This is a genomic window from Azospirillum mesophilum (genome assembly GCF_053470405.2).
The window spans coordinates 1-21,783 of the sequence record NZ_JBPXMQ020000017.1; the positions used below are offsets into that span (position 1 = coordinate 1).

The window sequence follows — 21,783 nt, forward strand, 5'->3', positions numbered from 1 at the left end:
CTGGTGAACCTGACGTCCCTGCTCGATGACGCCAAGTGCTACGCGCTGGTGCGCCGGCATCGCTGGCCCGATGGTGTGCGCTGCCCGCACTGCGCCAGTGCGTCGGTGGCCCGCCATGGCTTCGACGACACCCGCCGCGCGCGCCAGCGGTATCGTTGCAAGGCCTGTCAGTCCCGCTTCGACGACCTGACCGGCACGGTGCTGGCCGGCCACCACCAGCCGCTGCGCGTCTGGGTGCTGTGCCTGTATCGGATGGGCCTGAACCTGTCGAACCGGCAGATCGCCCAGGAACTGGACTTGGCGGCGAGCGACGTGCAGGCGATGACCGAGCCGTTGCGCGCCGGTCTGGCCGCCAAGGTCCCGCCCCCGCCGCTGAACGGCACGGTCGAGATCGACGAGGTCTACGTCATCGCCGGGCATAAGGGCCAGCCGGCCGCAGTCGCCAAAAGGGGCGCTCGGGACGGCGCCGCCGGCTGAAGGGCGAGCGCGGCCGCGGCACGCTGGCGAAGGACAAGCCGCCCATCCTCGGCCTGATCCGACGCGGCGGCGACGTGGTGCTGCACATGCTGGCCAACGTCCGGCAGGCGACCATCCGGCCCCTCATTCAGGCGTCCGTCGCCGCCGGCACCCTGATCCACACCGACGAGTACGACATCTACGCCCGTCTGGAGACCTGGGGCCATGCGCGCGCACGGCTCGCCGTTGAGCATCCCTTCACGCGCACGGCGGCGGGTTCTCCACGAAGGGAGAGCCCGCCTGTCCCATCGCCCGGTTACGCGGCCTTCCTCAGATCCTCGTCCACCGGATAGGCGACCTCCTCCACGATCACCGGAACCTCGACGACCGCCGTCTCGACCGGTGCGTCGAAGTGGGCCATCGCCACGACCAGTTCGTGCAGGGTGTTGTCGATGCCGGGCATGCCCATCACCTCGTCGTTCGGCGCGGTAGCGGGGCTTTCCGCCCTCGCCCCGGACGTCGCATACAGCGTCACGTCGCCGATCACGCCGACGCGGCCGTCCACCGTTTCGTAGCGGGCGTAGGCGTTGACGACGTGGCCCGCCACCACTTCCGCCGGTCCGTCGCCGACAAGACCGATGCGGGCGAGGCCGGCCTCGGTACCTGCACTCTTGGATTCCGCCCGCACTGCATGGTCTTGGCGTTCTTGATAACAATTTACAAAAAGCATTTCTTTATATCTGAAATTTCGAATTGTGCGTACGCGAGCGGTTAACCTCGACTGGCGCGTCATATTAATAATAACAAACACGGCGGATCAAAGGAAAGCCGAGATCTGTGCTTTGCTCTTGACTTTGCTACTCACGCTAACGATAATGATTTAATTCATCCATATTGCATATACTCTATCATCAAAAGACAGACACTCCACTCGCTCTCTAGATTTTAAGCGCCGACTTGCTCAAAAATGACGACAATGAAACTGTATGGAAAGCTCCCACGCTGCGGATTTTCAGGAAAATTTCATTCTTTCTGCTCTCCGCAAGCCACCCTTTGCATCGTGCATGAAGTTCTCAGATCGGCAGCTTCGCAATTTCGTTGTCCCGTGCAGGGGCGGGAAGACATCCGGAAATTCCTGCCGTACACGAGCGCGCCGTCTCTTCAAGCAGCCCCGCCTGATCGGCCCAAAGGAGCAGTGCGTCGCGTTTTTCGCGGTGCGGTGTGTCTTTGTCCAAGGCGAACTGATGCAGCGACCTGATGCAGCGACCTGACATGGGGGGGTAGGGCCATGACTACCGCCGACACGCAAGGCGTGGAATGGGGCAACGCCGCGGGGATGCTTGCCGCCGCGGCGCGGCGCTTTGCCGAGCGAACCGCTGTGCTGGAGGTCGCTGAGGGCCGAACGACGGACTTTGCGGAGCTGTGGGGAAAGGCGGCCGGACTGGCCCGCCGCCTGCGGCATGCCGGCATCCGGCCGGGCGACCGCGTCGCGATCCTGCTCGAGCGCGGCGCAATGAGTGCGGCGGCCTATTTCGGCGCCCTCGCGTGTGGCGGGGTGGCCGTCATCGTCGACGAAACGCTGAAGGCTCGGCAAATCGACTACATTCTGCGCCACTCCGAAGCGCGTTTTGTCGTCTGCGCCGAGGGATTGCTCGGCCGTTTGCCGGAGGCTATGCCCCCTGCGGTCGAGGTCATCAATGCCGACGACCCGTCGGAGCCTATGCCCGCCGCCGTGGCGGAACTCGCGCCGCGCACCGGCGCCGATATGGCGCACATCATCTACACGTCGGGTTCGACCGGCATGCCCAAGGGCGTGGTGGTCAGCCACGCCAATGTGTGGGCCGGCATGCGCGCCGTCGTCACCTATCTCGCCATCGACGAACACGACCGGATCGCCAGCCTCCTGCCGTTCAGCTTCGACTACGGGCTCAACCAGCTGCTCTGTGCGGTCGGTACGGGCGCGACGCTGGTCGTCGAGCGGACTCCGGTGCCGCAGCGCATCGTCCAGACACTGTTCACCCGCGCGGTCACGGTGCTGCCGGCGGTACCGCCCCTGTGGCTGCAGCTTCTGAACGTCGCGCGCTTTCGCGAGGAGCGGCTTCCGGCGCTTCGCGTGATGACCAACACGGGCGGCCGGTTGCCGACGGACGCTGTGCGCACCCTGCGTACCGCACAGGCCGGCACCGACCTCGTGCTGATGTATGGGCTCACCGAGGCCTTCCGCAGCACCTATCTTCCGCCCGGTCTGGTCGACCGCAAGCCGGACTCGATCGGCCGCGCGATTCCCGGTGCCGAGATCCTGGTGGTGCGCGACGACCTCACTCCGTGTGCGCCGGGCGAGGTCGGCCAGCTCATCCATCGCGGGCCGACGGTGACGCTTGGCTATTGGAACGATCCCGCGGCGACGCACGCGCGTTTCCGTCCCAACCCGTTGCGGCCGGCCGGCACCCCTGACGCCGAGCGTGCCGTCTTCTCCGGCGATCTCGTGCGCATGGACGAGGACGGCGACCTCTTCTTCGTCGGCCGCGGGGACGCCATGATCAAGTCGATGGGCCACCGCGTCAGCCCCGACGAGATCACCGAGGTGCTTTATGCGTCGGGCGAAATCGTTGAGGCGGTGATCACCACCGAGCCGGACGAGATGCGCGGCGATGCCATCATCGCCAACGTGGTGCTCAAGGACGGGGGCAGCCTCGTCCGGCTGAAGCAGCATGCCGTGCGCGAGTTGCCGCGCTACATGCAGCCGGTGCGCTATGCGGCCCACGGTGCGCTCGCCCGCACCGCCAGCGGCAAGCATGATGCCCGAGCGATGTCCTCGGCGGGCGGGTGATGCCGATGATCCCCGCCCCCATCCTCTCCCTGCTCGAACCGCTGGAGACCTTCGAGGCAATCCGCCGAAAGGCGGCGCGCCTTGGCGACCGGCTGTGCGACCTGTCCTACGCCAACCCCTATCAGGGCGCACAGGAAGGCGCGCTGGCCGCACTGCGGGACGCGCTTGAGGAGCGCCGGCTGCTCAGCCTGCAATACACGCCGTTCGGCGGCCAGACCATCGCCCGCCGGCTGGTCGCCGACGCGCTGCGGCGGAGCCATGCCCTGCCTTTTGCCCATCGCGACGTCATCCTGACGCCGGGCGCGATGGCGGCGCTGCAGATCGCCCTGCTGTCGGCGAACGCGCCCGGCGGCGAGGTGATTGTTCCGACACCCTGCTGGCTCGACTATCCGGTCTATGTCCGGCACGTCGGCGGGACGCCGGTCATGGTGCCGCCCGATCGCGACGCCGGGCTTGACCTCGACGCGGTCGCGGCCGCGGTGACGGAGCGCACACGGGCGGTCCTGCTGTCCCATCCGGCCAATCCGACGGGACGCAACCTCGATCCCGCGACCCTGGCTTCCCTTGCGGAGGTGATCGCGGCACGTGGGAAGGCACTCGGTGCCGCCATCACGCTGATCGGTGACGAGACCCACCGCGACTTCACCGCGCCCGGCAGCTACCACAGCTTGGCCGGCCATTTTGCGCGCACGGTGATCGTTTACTCCTTTGGCAAGTATCATTTCCTGCAAGGCCAGCGGCTCGGCTACGCGGCGGTGTCGCCCAGCCATCCCGAGCGGGACGAGATCGGGCTGGAGCTTGAACGCTGGACGCGGATCACCGGCGTTGCGACCCCAACCGCGCTGATGCAGCAGGCCATCCCGCGGCTTCTTGCGCTCACCTACGATCAGGGTTGGCTCGACCACTGGCGCGGGCGGATGACGCGCGGGCTGCGCGCGGCGGGATACCGGGTGGCCGAGGGCGATTCCACTCTGTTCGTCTATGTCGGGACGCCGCCGGGCTTCACCGACTGGGAGTTCACGAACCGGCTCGCCGCGCGCGGCGTCCTCGTCCTGCCGGCCCCGGTGTTCCACCACACGGGGTGGTTCCGGCTGGCGCTCACCGGCTCGGAACCGATGCTTGAGCGGGCGCTCGACGTGTTCGGGAAGGAGGCGGCCCTGTGAACGGCGCAACCATTCCCGGCGCAACCATCCTCGGCACGCCCGATCCCGTCCTCGGCTGGGACGGCACGCGCGCCTATGTGACGGAAGACGTGGCCGCGGGGGTGCCGCCGCCGGCGCGGCTGGGCGGCATGGCTGCGGCGGTCCAGCGGCTCGGCGGGGGCGGGACGCGCGTTTTTCGCGATCGGCTGGGCCTCGGCAAGCTGTTCTGGGTGCGGGACAGGGAGGGCGTTCCCACCTTCGCGGCCCGGCCGGCGCATCTCGTGCGGGCGGGGCACGCCTTCGACGCCATCATGGCGCTGCCGCGCGGGTGCATGGTCACACTCGACGAGCGCGGCCGTCCCGTCCCGGAAGGGGCGATCATCGCGAAGGAGCCCAAGCCGTCCGCTGGGGCAAGCCTGGCCGAAATCGGCGCGCGGATCCGGCGGGAGCTTGACGCCTACATCGCCGCCGTTGCTGCCGCCTATCCGGGTCGGCGTGCCTATCTGTGCCTGTCCGGCGGTCTGGACAGTTCGACGATCGCGGTGGTCGCGCGGCGGCATTTCCCGACGTTGACCGCGGTGAGCTTCGACCTTGCCGGCTCCGGCCGCAAGGGGAGCGAGGACCGCATGGCGGCGCGGCAACTCGCCGCCGATCTTGGCATCCCCATGGTCGAGACGACCGTGACCGCTGAAAAGCTGTTGTCCTATCTCGACCTCGTGCTGGTCGAGGGGATCGACTGGCGCGACTTCAATGTCCATTGCGGCCTGGTCAACGCTGCGCTTGCCGCTGCGATCGTGGAGGATTGCAAGGGCGACGAGGCGCCGCTGGTCGTCACCGGCGACCTGTCCAACGAGTTTCTCGTCGACTACGCCGCCGAGACCTACAGGGGCACGCTCCACTACGAGCTGCCGCGTCTTGATCCCGAGCGGCTGCGTGCGATCCTGGTGCACGGCCTCGACACCTGCCACCGCGAAGGCGGCGTGTTCGGAGCCTTCGGCCTGACCGTGGTTCAGCCCTATGCCGCCTGCGTCGATGCCTATCTGGACCTGCCGACGGATTTTCTCAGGCTCAACGACCGCAAGGAGCGGCTGGTCCAGGAAATCGTCGGCTCGCAGTTGCCGGACTACATCTACCGGCGCCCCAAGGTCCGCGCCCAGATTGGCGATGCGCATGGCGGCGGCACGCTCGCCGCCTGCATCGACAACGGCATCGACGGTTCCTGGCTGCGCCGCCGCTTCGCAGAGCTTCACAACGTCGGCGAGGACAAGGCGCTCGACCGCTTCATCCGGGCCGGACGCTACCGCGCCGCGGTACCTGCGCAAAAGGAGCAAACGCATGGAGATCTCTGACATCGGGCAAAGGCTCGAGCAGTTCCTGCGCGAATCCTACGGGATCGCCGAGGACGATCCCGGTTTCAACCACGCCGTCGACCTGTTCGAGGCGGGCTACGTGGACTCGGTCGGCATCATCGAGACGCTTGCCTACATCACGGATGCCTTCGGCGTCGAAATACCCGACGAGGCGCTCCTGTCCGACTCCTTCGCCTCCATCGGCGGCATGGCGCAGGTCATCGCCGAACTCATCCAGGAGGCGGCGGACGCCAAGCGGGCCGCGCGGGTTTCATAGGGGAACGGATGATGAGCCGCTTTGGAAGACGGTTGCGAAAGCTGGTCACACTGGCGGCGGAGGGCAAGTTTTCCGTTATCGCCAACAAGGTCCGCGAGCGGTTCTGGACCGAGTGGCACTCGGTCGTGCTGCGTCGGGATCTGTCGCAGGCGTTCGAACATCCCAAGTCGCCCGTCGCCTTTTCGATCCGCCTCTACCAGCCAGGCGACGCCGCCATCCTGTTCGATGCCAACTCGCCCGCCGAGCAGGCTGAGCGCAAAAAGCTCGAGAGTTGGGAGAAGCGGGGCTTGAAGCGCTGTTACGTGGCGGTGCTCGAGGACGGCCGCCCCATCTTCGTGCAATGGCTTTGCACGCCGTCCGACAACAAGGCGCTGCGCGCCATTTTCAAAGAGGCGCCGCCCGTCGTCGAGCCCGGAACCATTCTCCTGGAGGGCGCCTACACCCCACCGCGCTTCCGCCGCCTGCCCGTGATGCCCGCGGCGATGGCGCAAATTGCCGAGGAGGGGCGGCGTCTCGGGGCGCGGTGGGCAGTCGTACCGGTCGGCGACGACAACGCCTCGATGATCAAGGCCGCGCAGTGGGCCGGATTCACACCCTGGCGCCTGAAGACCGTCCGGCGTCGGCTGTTTCACTATCTCGTCAGCTATTCCGACATGCCGGCTGAACCGGTGCGGTGCGAGCCCATGGCCCGGGGGCAGTCGCGCCAGCGCGGCTGATGGAAAGTGGCCGCCGCGCAAGGCGGTTGCCGGGCCGCGCCTTCCCGGACCGCGCCTTCACTGTGTGGCGGCTGTCGCCGGCCATGTGCGCGATATGCCCCGGCGCGCCAGCGACGCAATGCGCCTGGACGTGTGGCGCCCGAAATCACGGGCAAGAACGACGGCGCCGCGAATGGAAAGAGGATAGGTGCGAAGGCCGACGTACGGCATTTCCTGGATTGGCCACATGCGCTCCCAGGGTTCTATATCCCCCAGGAACTCGTGACCGGTGAGCCCCTGTGCCCCGGCGTGGCAGAGCGTTTCATGCGTCAGCAAAACACCGGGTGAACAGTCCCGCCAGCGTTCATCGTAGGCCACCTTCAGTTCCCATGACCGCCCGGCGAACTCGACGGTCATTCGGCCGGCCACGATGTCGCCGCCGATTTTCAGAAAATAAATCCGCAGAGCCCCGCGCTTCGCCATCTCCCGTCCGTAGATCATGTAAAAGCGCTCCAGATGCGGATCGGAAAGGACGGCTGTCTTTTGCCGGCCTTTCCAGCCAGATGCCTCGATCCGGAACAAATCCCGCAAAGCGGTCTCAGCAGAATCCTCTCGCGGCGCAAGCGCTTCAAACGCAACGGGGCCCTGGCGTTCAGCCCGTTTCCATTTCCGTCGCAGGAAATAGCGGCTGCTGGCCGACAGACGGCTTTCAAACGCTGCCCTGTCGGACGACAGAGGCACCCAGGCGCACGCCGATGCCGGCCTTATAAAGCATTGCCCCATCCAAGGACGTATGGTCGAGGAAAGATCTCCGACCGGTGAGACGGCGGGAATCTTGTCCAACCGAAGCGGGTAGCCACGGCGCGTGATTTCGCGCAAAAGCACTTGAAGGGAGCCTTCGTCTGTATAGAGCGGTATGCAAGGTTCAAACAGGCGATGACCGAGGAAACGAAGTGGCTTCGCACCCGCCCGGCGAACCGACGCCAGCGGCGCGATGGCACGGATTTCTCCCTGCGAGCGAATGACAAAAACCATAATTCGGTCAAGATCTCCAAAAGCCTCTGCGCAGGCAGAAAACCATTCATGACGGAACAGCGGGTGCTGGAACGGCTCCGCAATGGCGTTCCACTCATCCTTCAAAGCTGCAAGCAAATCTTTATTGTCAATCAATTCCATCATGATTCACCCTTCCGTCTTCTTTTCGGGAGCGCCGCTTCCGCGCCTACACCAAGGCCGGGGATGCGATCGGACTTTTCTCCGTATCCCTTTGATAACTTTCCGAGTGAAGCGGCAGCCACCATTCCCCGTCCATGCGGGTCAGCACGGCCTCTCCCAGTGCGATTGCCGCCAGAATGTCGTGATGACGGGTATGGATCAGGGCCGGAAAGGTGTGGCGGATCTTCGCGCGACGCTCCTTAAGCGGAGCAAGCAACGCCGGCTCCAAACGGCCGATCACCGCGATCCCTTGGTGCGCCTTCACGTGGTGGAACAGGTCATCGAGCACCGTTCCCCCCATGCGCGGCCGGGCCACGACCTGCAGGACATCCGCAATTCCATTCGGCGGCAGAAAGGCTACGTACCAGCCAGCGACTTTGCCGTTCCCATCGCGCACTAGGCGGCGCAACAGCGGCCCACGGCTCGGGAGAGCATCCATCTCGGAGAACAGCCAGCTGACGAAAGGGCGGTCGTAGGCAGGGCGCAGGTTGGCCCAGCCCATGCCCTCCTCCGCATGCTCCACGAGGGCGTCCACGCTCAGAACCTCCGAGAATGTCCGGTCCGGCGCCACCCCACCCCGCCGCTTCACCATCAACGCGTCCAGCGGGGATCCCAACCTGCGTGCCACGGGCTTCAAAGGCGCGAGACGCGCACGGTCGAAGGCAGCCGCCACCGCGTGGGCGGCGGGGCGCAGGGCCTTGACCCACTCCAGGGATGGCAGGTCGACCACGCGACCGCCCAGTCCCACCCACAGCTTTGCGCCGTCAGCGTTGGCACCGTCCGTGATGCTGAGATCCTGTGGGCCGGCCAGATAGGCCCGCAACAGCAGCGCGCCGGCCATGCCCGCCGCCGCCTCCGGTGCGCGCAGCAAGGGGCCGGAACAGCCCAGGCGAACCGGTCGGCCGTTGAAGATGAGACGACGGACTGTCGAGCCGATGAAGCCCTGCAACCGGCCTTGGCGATCTTCACAGACGAGCGCCGGTATCTCCGGATCCGCCCAGGGATGGTCGAGGAAATAGCGGACCAGGGCGGGGGCAAGCAGCGGCGGCGGCCGCTCCGTCTTCGAGCGCATGACCCGCTCGTACAAGGAGGCAACGGCCGGCGCGTCGTCGTGCGTAAAGGGGCGGACGGTCGTCATCCCATCCTCCGCGTGAAGACCCGGCCGTTTCCAGTCGGGAGAAAATGCGGCCGCGGCCCGCGAGGGCCGAAGCCTGCGTGGCGTGTGAACGCAGCGGTCCGATGTTTTCGGACCGCGTATTACTCGGCGGCCTGCGCGAGACTGTTCAGCAGAGCGGCGATGCTGCTGATGCTGCGCAACTGCTCGATCTCAAGAGAGTCCAGCGGAACCGTCATTCCGTACCGCTCCTCCAGCCGCACAATCAAATCAACAAAGATAAGCGAGTTCATCAATCCTTCGTCGATCAGATCGGTTTCCGCGGAAGGCACGATGATATTCAGGTCATCGCGGAACAGGGTCAGCAAAACGGCTTTGGTTTCGGCGTTTTGGGAAAACGTAAGCATATCAAGCCACCTCTCCGGATTTGGTGGTGTCGGGGCGAGCCTGCAATCGGCATCCGCAGGCCAGGACGCCGCCCGCCGCGATGCGTCGTCCGCCAACCACAAGCTGCTCCAGGAGCAAGGTGTCGTCGCGCGCGGCGACAATGGCGGACCCATTGCCGTTCACGGCGACGACGACGCCAGCCGGTGCGTCCGGCACCCGGCCGAGCCGCCGGATCCGCACGACACCCAGGGTATCGTCCCCCAAGCGCAGTTTCGGCACCCCCCAAGGGGCGGCGAACGGCCCCAACGCGCTGGCCCGGACGAAGTTCACGATGGTTGCGGCGGGCCATTCCCAATCAATCCAGCCGCCGTTCGGCGGCTCGCGGCCGTAGACGCGCCGCCGGGCTGGATCGGGGCAACAGTGTTGCACGAGGGGGTGTCGCACGACGGCAGGATCCCGCGCGCATCGTTCGACGAACTCCAGCACGAGCGGCAGGCCCAGCTTTACACACCGGCTGTAGACGATGAGCGCGGTATCGTCCGGCCCGATGGCGAAGGATTTTTCCTCGACGACGGGGCCAGCATCGATCTCCGCCGTCATCCGGTGCAGAGTAACGGCGTGTCGGGTCTCGCCTTCAAAGATTGCCCAACTTGGCGCGTTCAGCCCGGCGTAGCGCGGCAAGGGGCCGGGGTGCAGATTGTAGGCACCCAGCCTTGGCGCCTCCAGCACGGCCGGACAGACGATGTGGAGGGAGTGGACATTGAGCAGCAGGTCCACCCCGGCCGCGCGGATCGTCTCGGCAAACGAGGCATCCTTGACGCACGCTGCCGGCCATGTCGGAACACCGTGGCGCTGCGCAAGCCTTTCCACGCCGGCGGCATCGGCGGACGTGACCGCGACGCCGGCGATGCGGTGCGGCGTTCCGAGCAAGGCCTGGAGAAGCTGGAGCCCCGCCGCTTCCTCCACCGCGAGGAACAGTGTCAGCGCCTTCGAAGCGGCGGGCTTCCGGCATCCGCGCACGCGGTCTTCAGCGGTCACGCCGACATGGGTCACGCCGACATGGGTCATGCCGACAGGGCCGGCCGCCCCGTCGGTGAGGGCAACGATGCCGGAATCCCCGCGGCCTTGCCCCGTGACGGCAGCGGCGGCGTGCGGACGGGCCCGCACCGCGTGTGCAGCGCGATCGTGAGCCGGCGTGCTCATCCGTCCACCATCGCGCGCGCCGCCACATCGAATGCCGCGCGAATATGATCGTACTCTTCGGCCGATGGGACGATGTCGAGGATCACCGTGCGATAGCCCTTCGACAGATAGCGGGCGAGTTCGTGCCCCACCTCCTCGTAGCTGCCGACCAGATAGGGGCAAAAGGTCTTGTAGTGATGGAACGGGCCGAGCCAATACGGGCTCTGTGAGCCATCGGGACGGTCCGACAGGCCCGAGAGTTCCTTGTGCCAAACGCTGTCGCTGACGCTCATGGCGACGCGGTGCATGATGGCGCCGTGGCGGGTGTCGGGAAAGCGTTCGACGGCGATGCGCCACGCCTCGTCGGCATCGGCGCGCGCGATGATGCCGACGCGGATGCCCAATGGCACCGTGGACACGTCGCCGGCCTCGATCTCCTCGTCCGCTGGTTTGGGATAACGGATCGCGGTGGCCCCAATGGCTTCAGCCGCCCGCATGCCGGCGTCCGACGAGCCGGAAATCAGAATTTCCGGCCGCAATTCGGGAGGCAGCGGCACGGCCATGGAGAGTTTGTCGACGCGGTAGTGCTTGCCGTCGGCGGTGACCCGCGCATCGTCCTCCAGCAATCGGCGAAGGATGTGCGTGTATTCGACCGTGCGCTCGTACCGTTCGTCGTGCGGCGTCACGTCGCCGAGCGCCAGCAGGTCGTTCTTGAACCCACCGGCCAGCATGTTCAGCGCAACCTTCCGGCCATGCAGGAAACCCAGCGAGGCCACCATTTTGGCGGCCGTGTAGGGATGCATGTAGACGGGTTGAACGGCAACAAGCGGCGCCAGGCTTTCGGTGCTCAGGAGCACGCTTTGCGCCACGAGCCACGGGTCGACCAGGCCGTTGTCGGTATACACGAGCATCCCGACACAGCCCGCCTCCTCGCTCCAGCGGGCGTGCTCACCGACCGTGCGGAGGTAGTCGGCTGCGTTGACGTCTTTCGATTGCGGACAGGTTGAATAAAGTTGAAATGATCCGTTGTGAGCAGGCATTGGGAGGCCTCTCAGCATAGTTCTCGATCAGGATACAAAAAGACAGCCAAAGCGTGAAGTTTGGATTGCGGCTGCTTTTTGATTATGGTGGCCGTCGGCCGGGCCAATCGGCCCCTGTCCGAACAATTATCGCAGACCGCGGAAAACAATGCGAAAGCGCGAAGGTCGAGAACAACCGCACCGAACCAAGTACTACCACTGCTGGATTGGTGGTCTATGTGCCTACCATCGCGTTTTACTAATAGTGGTAGAAGCGGCAATTCGTGGGAAACTCTTCCGAGCGCGACGGGACCGCTGAGAGATCGGGGTCATCATGACGAAACAGGCATCACCCAAATACGCCCCTGAGGTGACTTTGATGAGATGAACCTGTCCGTTATCTGGCACTGCCGTGCCGAAAACGGGGGACGTCCATCTCATCAAGGTCACGGAACGCCTTTGGTTACCGTCCCCTGTAATGGGAAAAGCGCGCCGGAATGAGCCGGGTCACGTTCGGGCTGCAACCGGATGGCACGCCCTGGGTTCCCGAGATCCACCTTCGCAGATCACGGCACCTGCCGCTTCGGCGTTCCAGATGTACATTCGAAAGATCTGTCTCTATAGGTTGACGCATGGGTGTTCCGGCCGGACCCGGGGCGCGCCGTCATTCCGCAGGGAGGAACGCCATGCATCACGAACCGCTCTCCGAGACATCCGGCGATCGGCGAGTGCCGGCCACGGACAGGGGCATGCCGCGCCGCCGGTTCTGCCGGACCATGGCGGGTCTGATCGCCGGCTCCGCTTGCGCGGGCGTGCTGGGGGCGCAGGACGTGGAGGCGCAGCCGGTCGGTAACGAACGCCTCGGCGAACAGGGAGCAGCAAAGGGCATGCCGGAGTCCCGCACCCCCTATTTCGCCTATGTCGGGTCCCGGACGACCCGGGAGCGCAACGCGCGCGGCGAGGGGCTCAGCGTGTACCGGGTCGATCCGGCCGCGGCCACCTGGACGCCGGTGCAGGTGCTGCGCGATCTCGTCAATCCCTCCTTCCTCTGTTTCGACCGGCACCGCCGGTTCCTCTACGCCGTGCACGGCGACCGCAGCGAGATCAGCGCGTTCCGCATCGACCCGGCCTCGGGAGAACTGACGTTCCTCAATCAGGAGTCGACGGGCGGAAAGAACCCGGTCCACCTCTGCGTCGATCCCGGCAACCGCTTCGTGATCGTCGTCAACCACATCACCTCGTCGCTCGCCGTGCTGCCGCGTGAAGAGAACGGCTCTCTGGGCAAGCTGTGCGACCTCGTCACCTTGACGGGCAAGATCGGCCCGCACCGGGTGGAGCAGCCCTTTCCCAAGCCGCATCAGGCCCTGTTCGACGGGACGGACCGCTGCATCGCAGTTCCCGACAAGGGCCTGGACCGGACCTTCGTCTTCCGCCTCGACGCGGCGACCGGGAAGCTTTCGGAAGTTGAAGGGACGGCGGCGGAGTCCCGCGAAGGGGCGGGGCCGCGCCACATCGCCTTCCACCCGTCGAACCGCTTCGCCTACGTCGTTAACGAACTCGACTCGACGGTCACGGCCTGCCGCTTCGACGCCGGGACCGGAGCCCTCGTGCCCTTCCAGGTGCTTCCCACCTTGCCGGACAGCTTCGTCGGGAACAGCCGGGGCGCGGAAATCGCCGTGGCGGCGTCCGGCCGCTTCGTCTTCGCCTCCAACCGCGGCCACGACAGCATCGCGGTGTTCGCGGTGGACGACGCCACCGGGCGGCTCACCGCGGCGGGCTGGCACCTTTCCGGCGGACGGACGCCGCGCTTCTTCGCCCTCGGCCCGGCCGACGACACGCTGTTCGCCGCCAATGAGGACAGCGACACCATCGTCGGCTTCCGCATCGATCCGCGCACGGGCGGGCTGGATCCGCTGGGGACGGTGGCCCGCACGGGCAGCCCCGTCTGCATCCTCTTCAATCCCGCGGGCGAGGGGTCGGTGAAGGGATAAGTCACGCCATCCGCGCGGCGCGCCCAGCCGAAGCGGAGGATGGCCCGAACGAACGAACGGCGCGAAATCGACCTATGAGACCGTCGCAAAGCTGGGGGGCCTTCACGCCGCCCACCGGAAAGGTCGCCGTGGAGACGGGCTCGCCCCGGTGTCGGGCGCGGCGTCGTCGATGATCAGGTCGGCCTGTCCGGCAACGTAGGTTTCCAGGGCGCGCCGCAGCGTTGCCACCGTCCGGGCCGGCGGGCTGCTGGCGGCTTCCAGGCTGGCTTCCAGGCTGGCGTCGAGGCCAGCCAGGAGGTCGCCGATCAAGGTCAGCGCCCGTTCGGTCTGGCCGTGACAGAGCCGCCAGCGCAGGCGGGGCACGGCGTCGGCCAGCATCGTCGTCCGCTCCGCGGCGGCTCTGAAGCCTGTCCGGGGAACGCGGACCAGCACAGTCTCCTGGAAATGCCCTTCGCGAACGCGGTTGCCGATTCGGCCACCGCAGCCGGTGTACAAGGCGCGAATAGCCGCCGATCTTTTCAGCTCTTGCGCGCTTCTCATACAATGGCATGCATCATTCGGCTCGATTTCAAAAGAATATGGACAATTTTTCCAGTAAAGCTCACCATATGGTCTACGTAAATATACATACAATATTCGGCCGTAGGTGATGCCGGCGCTTCATCCAAGCAGGTAACGGTCCATATGGATGCGATTCGTAACGTTCTTGAAATCATTCGGCAGAACGCCAATGAATCTTTGCAAAACGCTGACCGCAGAGCGGATGACTGGATTGTCTTAACAAACGCTATAGGCCATGACGGTGTTATAAACGAAGGCGCTCGCCAAAAATTGGTTATGAGCTTATACAACATAACACGCGAGACCACTGTCAGTACCTACAATTCTGTACAATCAAGTGGCAGCTCTTACTTTTCCGCGGCTCCGCCCCTTTACGTCGATCTCGACATCATTTTTATGGCAAATTTTGTTGAGACGCACTATCCGGCGGGGTTGGCCGCAATTTCGCGACTGGTGTCCTACTTCCAGCAAAATCCTGCGCTTACCCACGCCACGGCACCGCGGCTCGATCCTGCTGTCGACAAGATCAGCCTTGAACTCGTCAATTTGAGCCCGGCGGATGTCAACCATGTGATGGGCATGCTCGGCACGAAGTATTTGCCAAGCGTCTTTTACAAGCTGCGCATGATCCCGTTCCAATCGCCCGCCATGCAGTCGCGCAGCTACCCGGCCCAGGGCACCGCGGTTCCCGAGGCGCCGAACAGCGGCGAAGCGGGCCAATGAGCGCGCTTGCCCGGCACTTCCGACCGATACCGGCCCGCGTCGGCGGCCGAGGAGGCTTTTACCAAGAGCTGTTCAACATGGCGTTCCGCCATGGCTATTACAGTGACGGCACCGATGGCGATGGGGGGGCCTGCCCCGACTTCCGCGTCTACCCGACTCCGGATTGCGCCCAGTTGATGGCAACCTTGGGATTGTTGTTCAAGCCCGGTGCCACCGGATTCCAGGTCCTGTTCGACGTGTCCCGTGTCGGCGCCCTGATCGACCACTTGCGGCGGCACAGCCGGGAAGCCGGCTGCTGGGTGCGGCTCACCTTCCTGCTCGAAACGGTCAACCCGCATTTCGTGGGCATCACCGATCTGCCGATCGATGCCCGCCCGACCGGGAAGAACCTTTACGGCTGCAACAGCCAAGCGGTGGACGATGGAACCCGGGTTCGGTTCTGTGGCCGCCGTTGCATGGGGGCGGAAGACCTTTTCGCCGTGGCCGATCCGGAATGCGCCCTGCGGTTGCCCGACCCGAAACTGGCGCCCGACACCGAGGCGGTGCGGATCACCGACATCGCAGGCGTGCCGATCCCGGATCCGCCCGTTTCCTTGTCCGCTCCGGCCGGAAGCGCGATCCGTTCCGGCCTGCGGAAACTGGCATACGGCCTTTACGAAATCACCGGAGATCCTTCGAGGACCGGGATTTCCGGCCGGAAAGTGATCCACACCGGCGGCACGCCGGCGCCGTTCGGCCTGCTTGACCTGCTGTTCACGCAGCCGCGGCGCGACATGGAAGGCGGCGTCTACCCCGTGCCGCCGCTCTTTGACGAAAGGACGATCGCGGCCGACGAGGTCGGTGGCATTGCCTACACGCTGCCCTTCGCCGCGCGCTCCACCGAATGGCGATACTACGTGGTGTCGCAAAATGGCGGGGCGCGCTTCGAAGACCTCCGGGTCGAGGGATCGGGAACGGCGTTCGAGCGTGCGCCGGACCCCGTCCTTCTGCCCAACGGCGCCACAGCGGTGCTCTTCACCTCGCGGAATCCCGTGCCGCTGCGCCGGGTTTCCCCCCAGCGGTTCCGCCTTTCGGGCCGGCGGCGAAACGCGGACGGAAGCGAGACGGAGATCCGCATCGACTGCCTGCCGGCGGCGCCGGCAAACCCCGTCTGGCCGGGGCCTGCCCCAGGCAGCGCCGTCTCGGAGATGTTCGTCTACACCTGACCCGCCCGTACGACCGGGGACCGTCATTGGACACCCCGACAACCCACGACCGTGAGGAAACCAATGGCCAAGTCCATGTACAAGAGCCGATCCACCCCCGGCGTCTACATCACCGAATTTCCGGCCTTCCCGCCGTCGGTGGTCGGCGTGGAAACCGCGATCCCGATCTTTGTCGGCTACACGGAAACCGCCAGAGACCCAAGCAGCCACAACCCGCTCTATATGCAGCCGGTCCGGATCGATTCGTTGGCCGACTACATCAGCTATTTCGGCGATGGGCCGCACATTCGCTACCAGCTGAAGAAGATTGATCCCGGAACGGGCGACTATGATTTCCAGGCGACCGACGAAGAAAACAAGACCGCAAACTATGTGATCGAGCCTATGACGGCTTCGCATTTCAATTTGTTTCTCGCAATGCGTCTTTTCTACGCCAACGGTGGCGGAACATGCTTCGTCGTCTCGGTAGCCAACTATCAGGGAAAAAAGGACGTCAACCCTCAGGGCGATGCCGTGGCGGTCAGTGCCGAAGCGCTGGTTGAGGGACTCAAGCAAGCGGAGCTGGCAATCGGACCGACCATGATCGTGGTGCCGGACGCCTGCTCATTGGCGAAGGTTCCAGACGAAAAAAAGGTTCCAAACGACAATAATTCTGTGGAATCCCAGAAAGGAAATGAGAAGACGGAGCACGGTGGAAATAAGACGGATACTCCAGCGGACAGCATCGATACTGCCGACTACGAGAAAGTCGTCCGTGAGATGATTGATCAAGCCGCACGCCTGCAAAACCGTGTTGCAATCCTCGATCTTCCCGCCGCCCTGGATCCTAAGACCTGGACCAAAACTGGGTTGGTCAACGCGCGAGAAGCCTTTTACAAGGCCGTCGAAGTGTCGTCCGGCGACCTCAGCTATGCTGTGGCCTATGCTCCGGCACTCAATGTCTCGGTTCTCGGTCCGAACGATGTAACCTACAAGAATTTATGCAATACCGTCAAACATGGTGATGAAAGTCCGACCGCAATAGCTGCGCTATTGATATCTCATGCAAAACATGAGTACAGCCCCGACAAAATAGACAAAGAGTTAGAGGATAAAATCAATACATATTTTTCTGAAACTCCCAAAAAGGATGGAGAATCAAATAATAATAATAATCATAATAATGATGATGGCAAGAAAAAAGAAGACATCAAATCGCAAAACAATTATCTGATCAATGCGTTGCCGTTGATGCGCAGGATATTGGAAATTCTGCTCGCCAAGCTCAACGTCGCTCCTCCCAGTGGTGTGATGGCCGGGCTGTGGACGATGAACGACACTACGCGCGGCGTGTGGAACGCGCCGGCCAACATGGCCCCCGCTTGCGTGATCGGACCGAAGGTCGTTCTGAACGACAGCGATCAATCTGATTACAACGTTCCCCTGAACGGAAAGGCGATCTGCCTGCTGCGCTCCTTCCCCGGCCGCGGCACCGTCGTCTGGGGCGCCCGCACGCTCGACGGCAACAGCAACGATTACCGCTACATCCAGGTGCGCCGGACGCTGATCTACGTCGAGCAGTCGATCAAGGCGGCGATCCAGCCCTTCGTCTTCGCCGCCAACGAAGGCCGGACCTGGGTCACCGTCACCAGTCTGATCTCCAACTTCCTGACCGACCTGTGGACGCGGGGCGGCCTGATGGGCGACAAGCCGTCCGATGCCTTTTCCGTCCAGTGCGGGCTGGGATCGACCATGACCGCACAGGACATCCTGAACGGCTACATGATCGTTTCGGTCAAACTCCAGATGATCCACCCCGCCGAGTTCATCGAATTGACCTTCACCCAGATGATGCAGGGCGCCTGACCGGCGCCCTTCCAACCGGATATTTGAGGAGAGAGCACCATGGCCGGCGAAGAGCAGAACAACATCTGGCCCCTTCCCAAGTTTTATTTCTCCGTCAAGGTCGGCGACCAGACCATCAGCTTCCAGGAGGTGTCCGGCCTCGATTCGGAAGCGCGCCCGATCGAATACCGGCACGGCGACAGCCCTAGCTTCTACCCGATCAAGATGCCGGGCCTGGGCAAGGTCGGCAACGTGACGATGCGCAAGGGCATCTTCGTCAGCGACACCAAACTGTGGGAGTGGTTCAACCAGATCGCCATGAACACCATCAAACGGCAAACCGTGGTCATCAACCTGCTCGACGAAAAAGGCGCGCCGAAGATGGTGTGGACGCTGCAAAACGCGTGGCCCACCAAAGTCACCGGCACCGACCTGAAGTCCGAAGGCAACGAGGTGGCGGTCGAAAGCGTCGAGGTCGCGTACGAAACCTTGACGATCTCGGCGCCCTGACGGCCATGAGACTCCCCAATGACCTCTATCCGGCGCCCGGCTTCCGCTTTTCCGTCGCCGTGGCGGAAAGCGGAAGCTTGGCACAGCAGGCTTGTCCGGCGGACGCCAGCTTCCAGGAGGTGTCCGGCCTGGAAGCGCGGATCGATACCGAGGAATTGGTGGAGGGCGGCGAGAACCGCTACGTCCACCAGTTGCCGACGCGAACCCGCTCACCCAACCTGGTGCTGAGGCGGGGCTACGTCACCGCGCCGTCCTTCCTGTCGGAATGGGCGGCGCAGACCATCGGTTCCACGCTGTTCCTGCCGGTCCGGCCGCTAACCCTGCTGGTGCTGCTGCTGGACGAGCGCGGCCAGCCGCTGGTGGAGTGGAACGTTGCGCGGGCCTGGCCCGTGCGCTGGGTCACGGGCCCGTTCGATTCCATGAAGAACGAGGTGCTGACCGAGGTGCTGGAGTTCTCCTGCGCCTACATTACGCGCAAATCCCTGACCAGCGCAGCGTTCCCCGCTCCCCAGCCGTCCGCAACGCGGCTTCTTGCTCCGCTGGTGGACACGATGCTGATGTCCTGATCCGCGGACGGAAGAGAAGAAAAAGCCAATGCCTCTGGAAATCAACGAAATCGGCGTTCATCTGGCGGTCGGCGGAGCGACGTCGGAGCAGCGCGGCAAGGAGCCGGAAAACGGCTGCTGCGAGGCGTCCGGCCTGTCGCCCTCCCAGACGGACGCGCTGGTGGAACGGACCGTGCGCGAGGTGCTGCGCAGGCTGCAGGCGCTGGGGGCGCGGTGACATGACCAGCGGCCTGGAGAAGATGACCATCATCGCTTATGAGGATGAAAGCTTCTCGATTCCCGCCGGGCTGCCTTTCGTCGTGTTTATCAATCCGGCATCCTACAAGTGCGATTACGAGATCTGCTTCAACACCACATCGGCACAAGGCAGCAGCACTCCGTCGCATGTGTTCAACCGGATGGGGCCGGCGAGTATTTCCTTCGATCTCGCCTTCGACGCCACCGGTGTGGTTCCCAGCCTTTTTCCCGGCCTGCCGGACGCGCCGCCGGACGGCGTGTTCGGGATCATCGAACTTTTCAAGCGACAGGTCCTGAAGTTCGACGGAAGTATCCACAGTCCGAGGTACGTAAAGCTGTTCTGGGGACAGTTGCTGTACAAATGCCAACTGAAGACCCTGTCCATCGACTACACGCTGTTCCGCCCGGACGGGGTGCCGCTGCGGGCTAAGGCATCCGTGCAGTTCGTCAGTTTCACCAGCAAGAAACAGGCGGCCAAGGAGGCGAACCGCAGTTCGCCCGACCTCACCCACGTCGTCACCGTAAAGGCCGGCGATTCCCTGCCGACGCTCTGCTACCGCGTTTACGGCAGCAGCCTCCATTACCTGCGGGTGGCGGAGTTCAACGGGCTCAACAGCTTCCGCCGGCTGGTTCCCGGCACCCGGCTTCTCTTCCCTCCCCTTCCCGGACCGAATCAATGAACGCTCCTTCCCCCGTACAGGCCGCCGGCGCCCTGGCGAGCTTCGCAATCACGGCCGGCGGACAGCCGATCGACGACTCCTGGCAGGTGGTCTCGCTCGACGTGTGGACCGGCGTCAACAAGGTGCCGAAGGCACGGCTGGTGCTGATCGACGGCAGCGCGGCGGAGGGGCGCTTCCCCGTCAGTGAATCCAAGGCCCTGATCCCCGGCGCGACACTGACGATCGCGCTCGGTTACGACGGAAGCAACGAGGCCGTGTTCAGCGGCGTCGTCTACCGCCAAGGGCTGGAGGTCACGCAGGACGCCGCGCCCCGTCTGGTCGTCGAAGCCACCGACAAGGCCATGGCGATGACGCTCGCCCGCCACAGCGCCATCTTTCAGGACGTCACCGACAGCGGGGTGATCGACGGCCTGATCGGGAAGGCGGGGCTCGGCAAGTCGGTCACCGCGACCACCATCCGGCACCGCTCCATCGTGCAGCACGACTGCACCGATTGGGACCTGATGGTGATCCGGGCACAACTGAACGGCATGGTGGTGGTCGCCGACTCCGGCACCATCACGGTGAAGCCGCCGGACACCACGAAGGCCCCGGTGCTGTCCGTCACCTTCGGCGAATCCCTGCTGGATTTCCATGCGGAGATGGACGCCGCCACCCAGTACGGCGCCGACGCGTTCCAGAGCGTCGCCTGGGACCCCGCCAACCAAGCGCTCGCCACATCCGGACCGGCAACGGCCCATGTGAAGGAACCGGGCAATCTGTCCTCCGCCACGCTGGCCAAGGTGTTCGACGTCGCGCAGACCGTGCAGCAGACCGGCGGCAGCTTGGGAACCGAAGAGCTGACCGCCTGGTCCTCAGCCGCCCTTCTGAAATGCCGGCTGTCCAAGATCCGCGGGCGGGTCCGTTTTCAGGGCAGTGCCCTGGCCAAGGTCGGATGCATGATCGCCCTCAAGGGACTTGGCGACCGCTTCAACGGCAATCATTTCGTTTCCGCCGTCCACCACAGCGTCGGCGATGGGTTTTGGCAGACCGAGGCGGACATCGGCCTGTCCCCGGCGTGGTTCACCACGGCCGCTCCGGACATACCCTCTCCCGGTGCGTCGGGCCAGTTGCCCCCGATCGGCAACCTGCAGATCGGACTGGTGAGCAAGCTCGATCAGGATCCGGACGGGGACTGCCGCGTCTATGTGGAACTGCCGCTGCTGCAGGCGGGAGGGACGCTCGGCGTCTGGGCCCGGCTGGGCAGCTTTCACGCCTTCGGCGGGTCCGGTGCGGTGTTCTATCCGGAGATCGGGTCGGAAGTGGTGGTCGCCTTCATGAACGGCGACCCGCGCTATCCGGTGATTGTCGGCAGCCTCTACAGCACGAAGAACCCGCCGCCGGTCGCCCCCTCCGCCGAGAACAACCGGAAGAGCATCGTCACCCGGTCCCAACTGCGCATCGACTTCCTCGACGACAAGAAGGCGATCGAAATCCTTACCCCGGGCGGCCAGAGCGTTCGGCTCGACGACGAGGCCCGGACCATCACCATCAAGGACCAGAACGGCAACACGGTGACGATGGCCCCCGGCGGCGTGACGGTGGACAGCGCGGCCAAGCTGACCCTCTCGGCGAAGGGCGATATCGCGATCGCCGCCGGTGGCAACCTGTCGATGACGGCCAACGCCAACGCTACGCTGGACGCGCTGCAGATCAAGCAGACGGCCAAGACCAGATTTGGCGCCCAAGGCGGTTCGGACGCGGCGCTGACCTCATTCGGCATCCTGACCATCCAGGGCGCGCTCGTGAAAATAAACTGACCGAAGGGAGAGGGGGTCCGC

22 protein-coding genes and 1 pseudogene are annotated in these 21,783 nt (G+C 64.6%); 16 read left to right on the plus strand and 7 right to left on the minus strand.

The window, feature by feature from the left end:
• The coding region (locus ACSVC7_RS17475; RefSeq protein ID WP_483508468.1) for a transposase at positions 1-477 on the plus strand (477 nt) is incomplete at its 5' end.
• A 23-nt stretch (positions 478-500) separates the two neighbouring features.
• Entirely contained in the window at positions 501-809 is a 309-nt protein-coding gene (locus ACSVC7_RS17480; protein WP_483508489.1) for a transposase, read from the plus strand.
• Here ACSVC7_RS17480 and ACSVC7_RS17485 read toward each other — a convergent pair.
• Positions 773-1,144: a hypothetical protein gene (locus tag ACSVC7_RS17485; protein WP_448205594.1), complete on the minus strand. Its 372-nt coding sequence runs from the start codon at positions 1,142-1,144 to the stop codon at positions 773-775. The genes ACSVC7_RS17480 and ACSVC7_RS17485 overlap by 37 nt on opposite strands.
• 600 nt (positions 1,145-1,744) lie before the next feature.
• Here ACSVC7_RS17485 and ACSVC7_RS17490 point away from each other — a divergent pair.
• From ACSVC7_RS17490 to ACSVC7_RS17510, 5 genes are read left to right on the plus strand one after another with little or no spacing between them, the layout of a single operon-like run.
• A complete protein-coding gene (locus ACSVC7_RS17490) occupies positions 1,745-3,286 on the plus strand; it encodes an AMP-binding protein (RefSeq protein WP_448205595.1) in 1,542 nt (513 codons plus the stop codon).
• Positions 3,286-4,449 (plus strand): aminotransferase class I/II-fold pyridoxal phosphate-dependent enzyme, encoded by a 1,164-nt coding sequence (locus tag ACSVC7_RS17495; protein ID WP_448205596.1) that lies wholly within the window; start codon positions 3,286-3,288, stop codon positions 4,447-4,449. Before ACSVC7_RS17490 ends, ACSVC7_RS17495 begins: the two co-directional genes overlap by 1 nt.
• A complete protein-coding gene (locus ACSVC7_RS17500; protein ID WP_448205597.1) occupies positions 4,446-5,777 on the plus strand; it encodes an asparagine synthase C-terminal domain-containing protein in 1,332 nt (443 codons plus the stop codon). The genes ACSVC7_RS17495 and ACSVC7_RS17500 overlap by 4 nt, the downstream gene beginning before the upstream one ends.
• Positions 5,764-6,054: a phosphopantetheine-binding protein gene (locus ACSVC7_RS17505; RefSeq protein WP_448205598.1), complete on the plus strand. Its 291-nt coding sequence runs from the start codon at positions 5,764-5,766 to the stop codon at positions 6,052-6,054. Before ACSVC7_RS17500 ends, ACSVC7_RS17505 begins: the two co-directional genes overlap by 14 nt.
• 32 nt (positions 6,055-6,086) lie before the next feature.
• Positions 6,087-6,770: a GNAT family N-acetyltransferase gene (locus ACSVC7_RS17510; RefSeq protein WP_448205599.1), complete on the plus strand. Its 684-nt coding sequence runs from the start codon at positions 6,087-6,089 to the stop codon at positions 6,768-6,770.
• A 57-nt stretch (positions 6,771-6,827) separates the two neighbouring features.
• On the opposite strand, the gene ACSVC7_RS17515 is transcribed toward ACSVC7_RS17510, so the two are convergent.
• The 5 genes from ACSVC7_RS17515 to ACSVC7_RS17535 form a co-directional block, all read right to left on the minus strand.
• Positions 6,828-7,928 (minus strand): GNAT family N-acetyltransferase, encoded by a 1,101-nt coding sequence (locus ACSVC7_RS17515; RefSeq protein WP_448205600.1) that lies wholly within the window; start codon positions 7,926-7,928, stop codon positions 6,828-6,830.
• Positions 7,929-7,971: 43 nt separating this feature from the next.
• A complete protein-coding gene (locus ACSVC7_RS17520) occupies positions 7,972-9,102 on the minus strand; it encodes a GNAT family N-acetyltransferase (protein ID WP_448205601.1) in 1,131 nt (376 codons plus the stop codon).
• Between the two features lie 119 nt (positions 9,103-9,221).
• Positions 9,222-9,485 (minus strand): acyl carrier protein, encoded by a 264-nt coding sequence (locus ACSVC7_RS17525; RefSeq protein ID WP_448205602.1) that lies wholly within the window; start codon positions 9,483-9,485, stop codon positions 9,222-9,224.
• 1 nt (position 9,486) lies between these two features.
• The gene (locus ACSVC7_RS17530) at positions 9,487-10,668 is read right to left on the minus strand and encodes a methionyl-tRNA formyltransferase (protein ID WP_448205603.1); all 1,182 of its coding nucleotides are present in this window, start codon (positions 10,666-10,668) and stop codon (positions 9,487-9,489) included.
• Positions 10,665-11,687, minus strand: a complete 1,023-nt coding sequence (locus ACSVC7_RS17535; protein WP_448205604.1) for an LLM class flavin-dependent oxidoreductase — start codon at positions 11,685-11,687, stop codon at positions 10,665-10,667. The genes ACSVC7_RS17530 and ACSVC7_RS17535 overlap by 4 nt, the downstream gene beginning before the upstream one ends.
• Positions 11,688-12,415: 728 nt before the next feature.
• On the opposite strand from ACSVC7_RS17535, the gene ACSVC7_RS17540 reads away from it, so the two are divergent.
• The gene (locus tag ACSVC7_RS17540) at positions 12,416-13,657 is read left to right on the plus strand and encodes a lactonase family protein (protein ID WP_448205605.1); all 1,242 of its coding nucleotides are present in this window, start codon (positions 12,416-12,418) and stop codon (positions 13,655-13,657) included.
• A 121-nt stretch (positions 13,658-13,778) separates the two neighbouring features.
• Here the strand turns inward: ACSVC7_RS17540 and ACSVC7_RS17545 are convergent.
• Positions 13,779-14,053: pseudogene (locus tag ACSVC7_RS17545) on the minus strand (ISKra4-like element ISAzba1 family transposase); the annotation flags it as partial.
• Between the two features lie 288 nt (positions 14,054-14,341).
• Between ACSVC7_RS17545 and ACSVC7_RS17550 the strand changes: the two are divergent.
• The 8 genes from ACSVC7_RS17550 (at position 14,342) to vgrG (ending at position 21,762) form a co-directional block, all read left to right on the plus strand.
• On the plus strand, positions 14,342-14,941 hold the full coding sequence (locus tag ACSVC7_RS17550; RefSeq protein ID WP_448205606.1) for a contractile injection system cap protein: 600 nt from the start codon (positions 14,342-14,344) through the stop codon (positions 14,939-14,941).
• Positions 14,938-16,146 carry a hypothetical protein gene (locus ACSVC7_RS17555; protein ID WP_448205607.1) on the plus strand — a complete coding sequence of 403 codons (1,209 nt, stop codon included), beginning with the start codon at positions 14,938-14,940 and terminating at the stop codon, positions 16,144-16,146. The genes ACSVC7_RS17550 and ACSVC7_RS17555 overlap by 4 nt, the downstream gene beginning before the upstream one ends.
• Before the next feature lie 63 nt (positions 16,147-16,209).
• Entirely contained in the window at positions 16,210-17,991 is a 1,782-nt protein-coding gene (locus tag ACSVC7_RS17560; protein WP_448205608.1) for a contractile injection system sheath protein, read from the plus strand.
• A gap of 39 nt (positions 17,992-18,030) precedes the next feature.
• Entirely contained in the window at positions 18,031-18,480 is a 450-nt protein-coding gene (locus ACSVC7_RS17565; protein ID WP_448205609.1) for a phage tail protein, read from the plus strand.
• A 5-nt stretch (positions 18,481-18,485) separates the two neighbouring features.
• Positions 18,486-19,046, plus strand: coding sequence for a phage tail protein (locus tag ACSVC7_RS17570; protein ID WP_448205610.1), 561 nt, complete (start codon positions 18,486-18,488; stop codon positions 19,044-19,046).
• 28 nt (positions 19,047-19,074) lie between these two features.
• A complete protein-coding gene (locus tag ACSVC7_RS17575) occupies positions 19,075-19,263 on the plus strand; it encodes a DUF5908 family protein (protein ID WP_448205611.1) in 189 nt (62 codons plus the stop codon).
• A gap of 1 nt (position 19,264) precedes the next feature.
• Positions 19,265-19,963 carry a CIS tube protein gene (locus ACSVC7_RS17580; protein ID WP_448205612.1) on the plus strand — a complete coding sequence of 233 codons (699 nt, stop codon included), beginning with the start codon at positions 19,265-19,267 and terminating at the stop codon, positions 19,961-19,963.
• The gene (vgrG, locus tag ACSVC7_RS17585; protein WP_448205613.1) at positions 19,960-21,762 is read left to right on the plus strand and encodes a type VI secretion system tip protein VgrG; all 1,803 of its coding nucleotides are present in this window, start codon (positions 19,960-19,962) and stop codon (positions 21,760-21,762) included. Before ACSVC7_RS17580 ends, vgrG begins: the two co-directional genes overlap by 4 nt.
• Positions 21,763-21,783 lie beyond the last annotated feature (21 nt).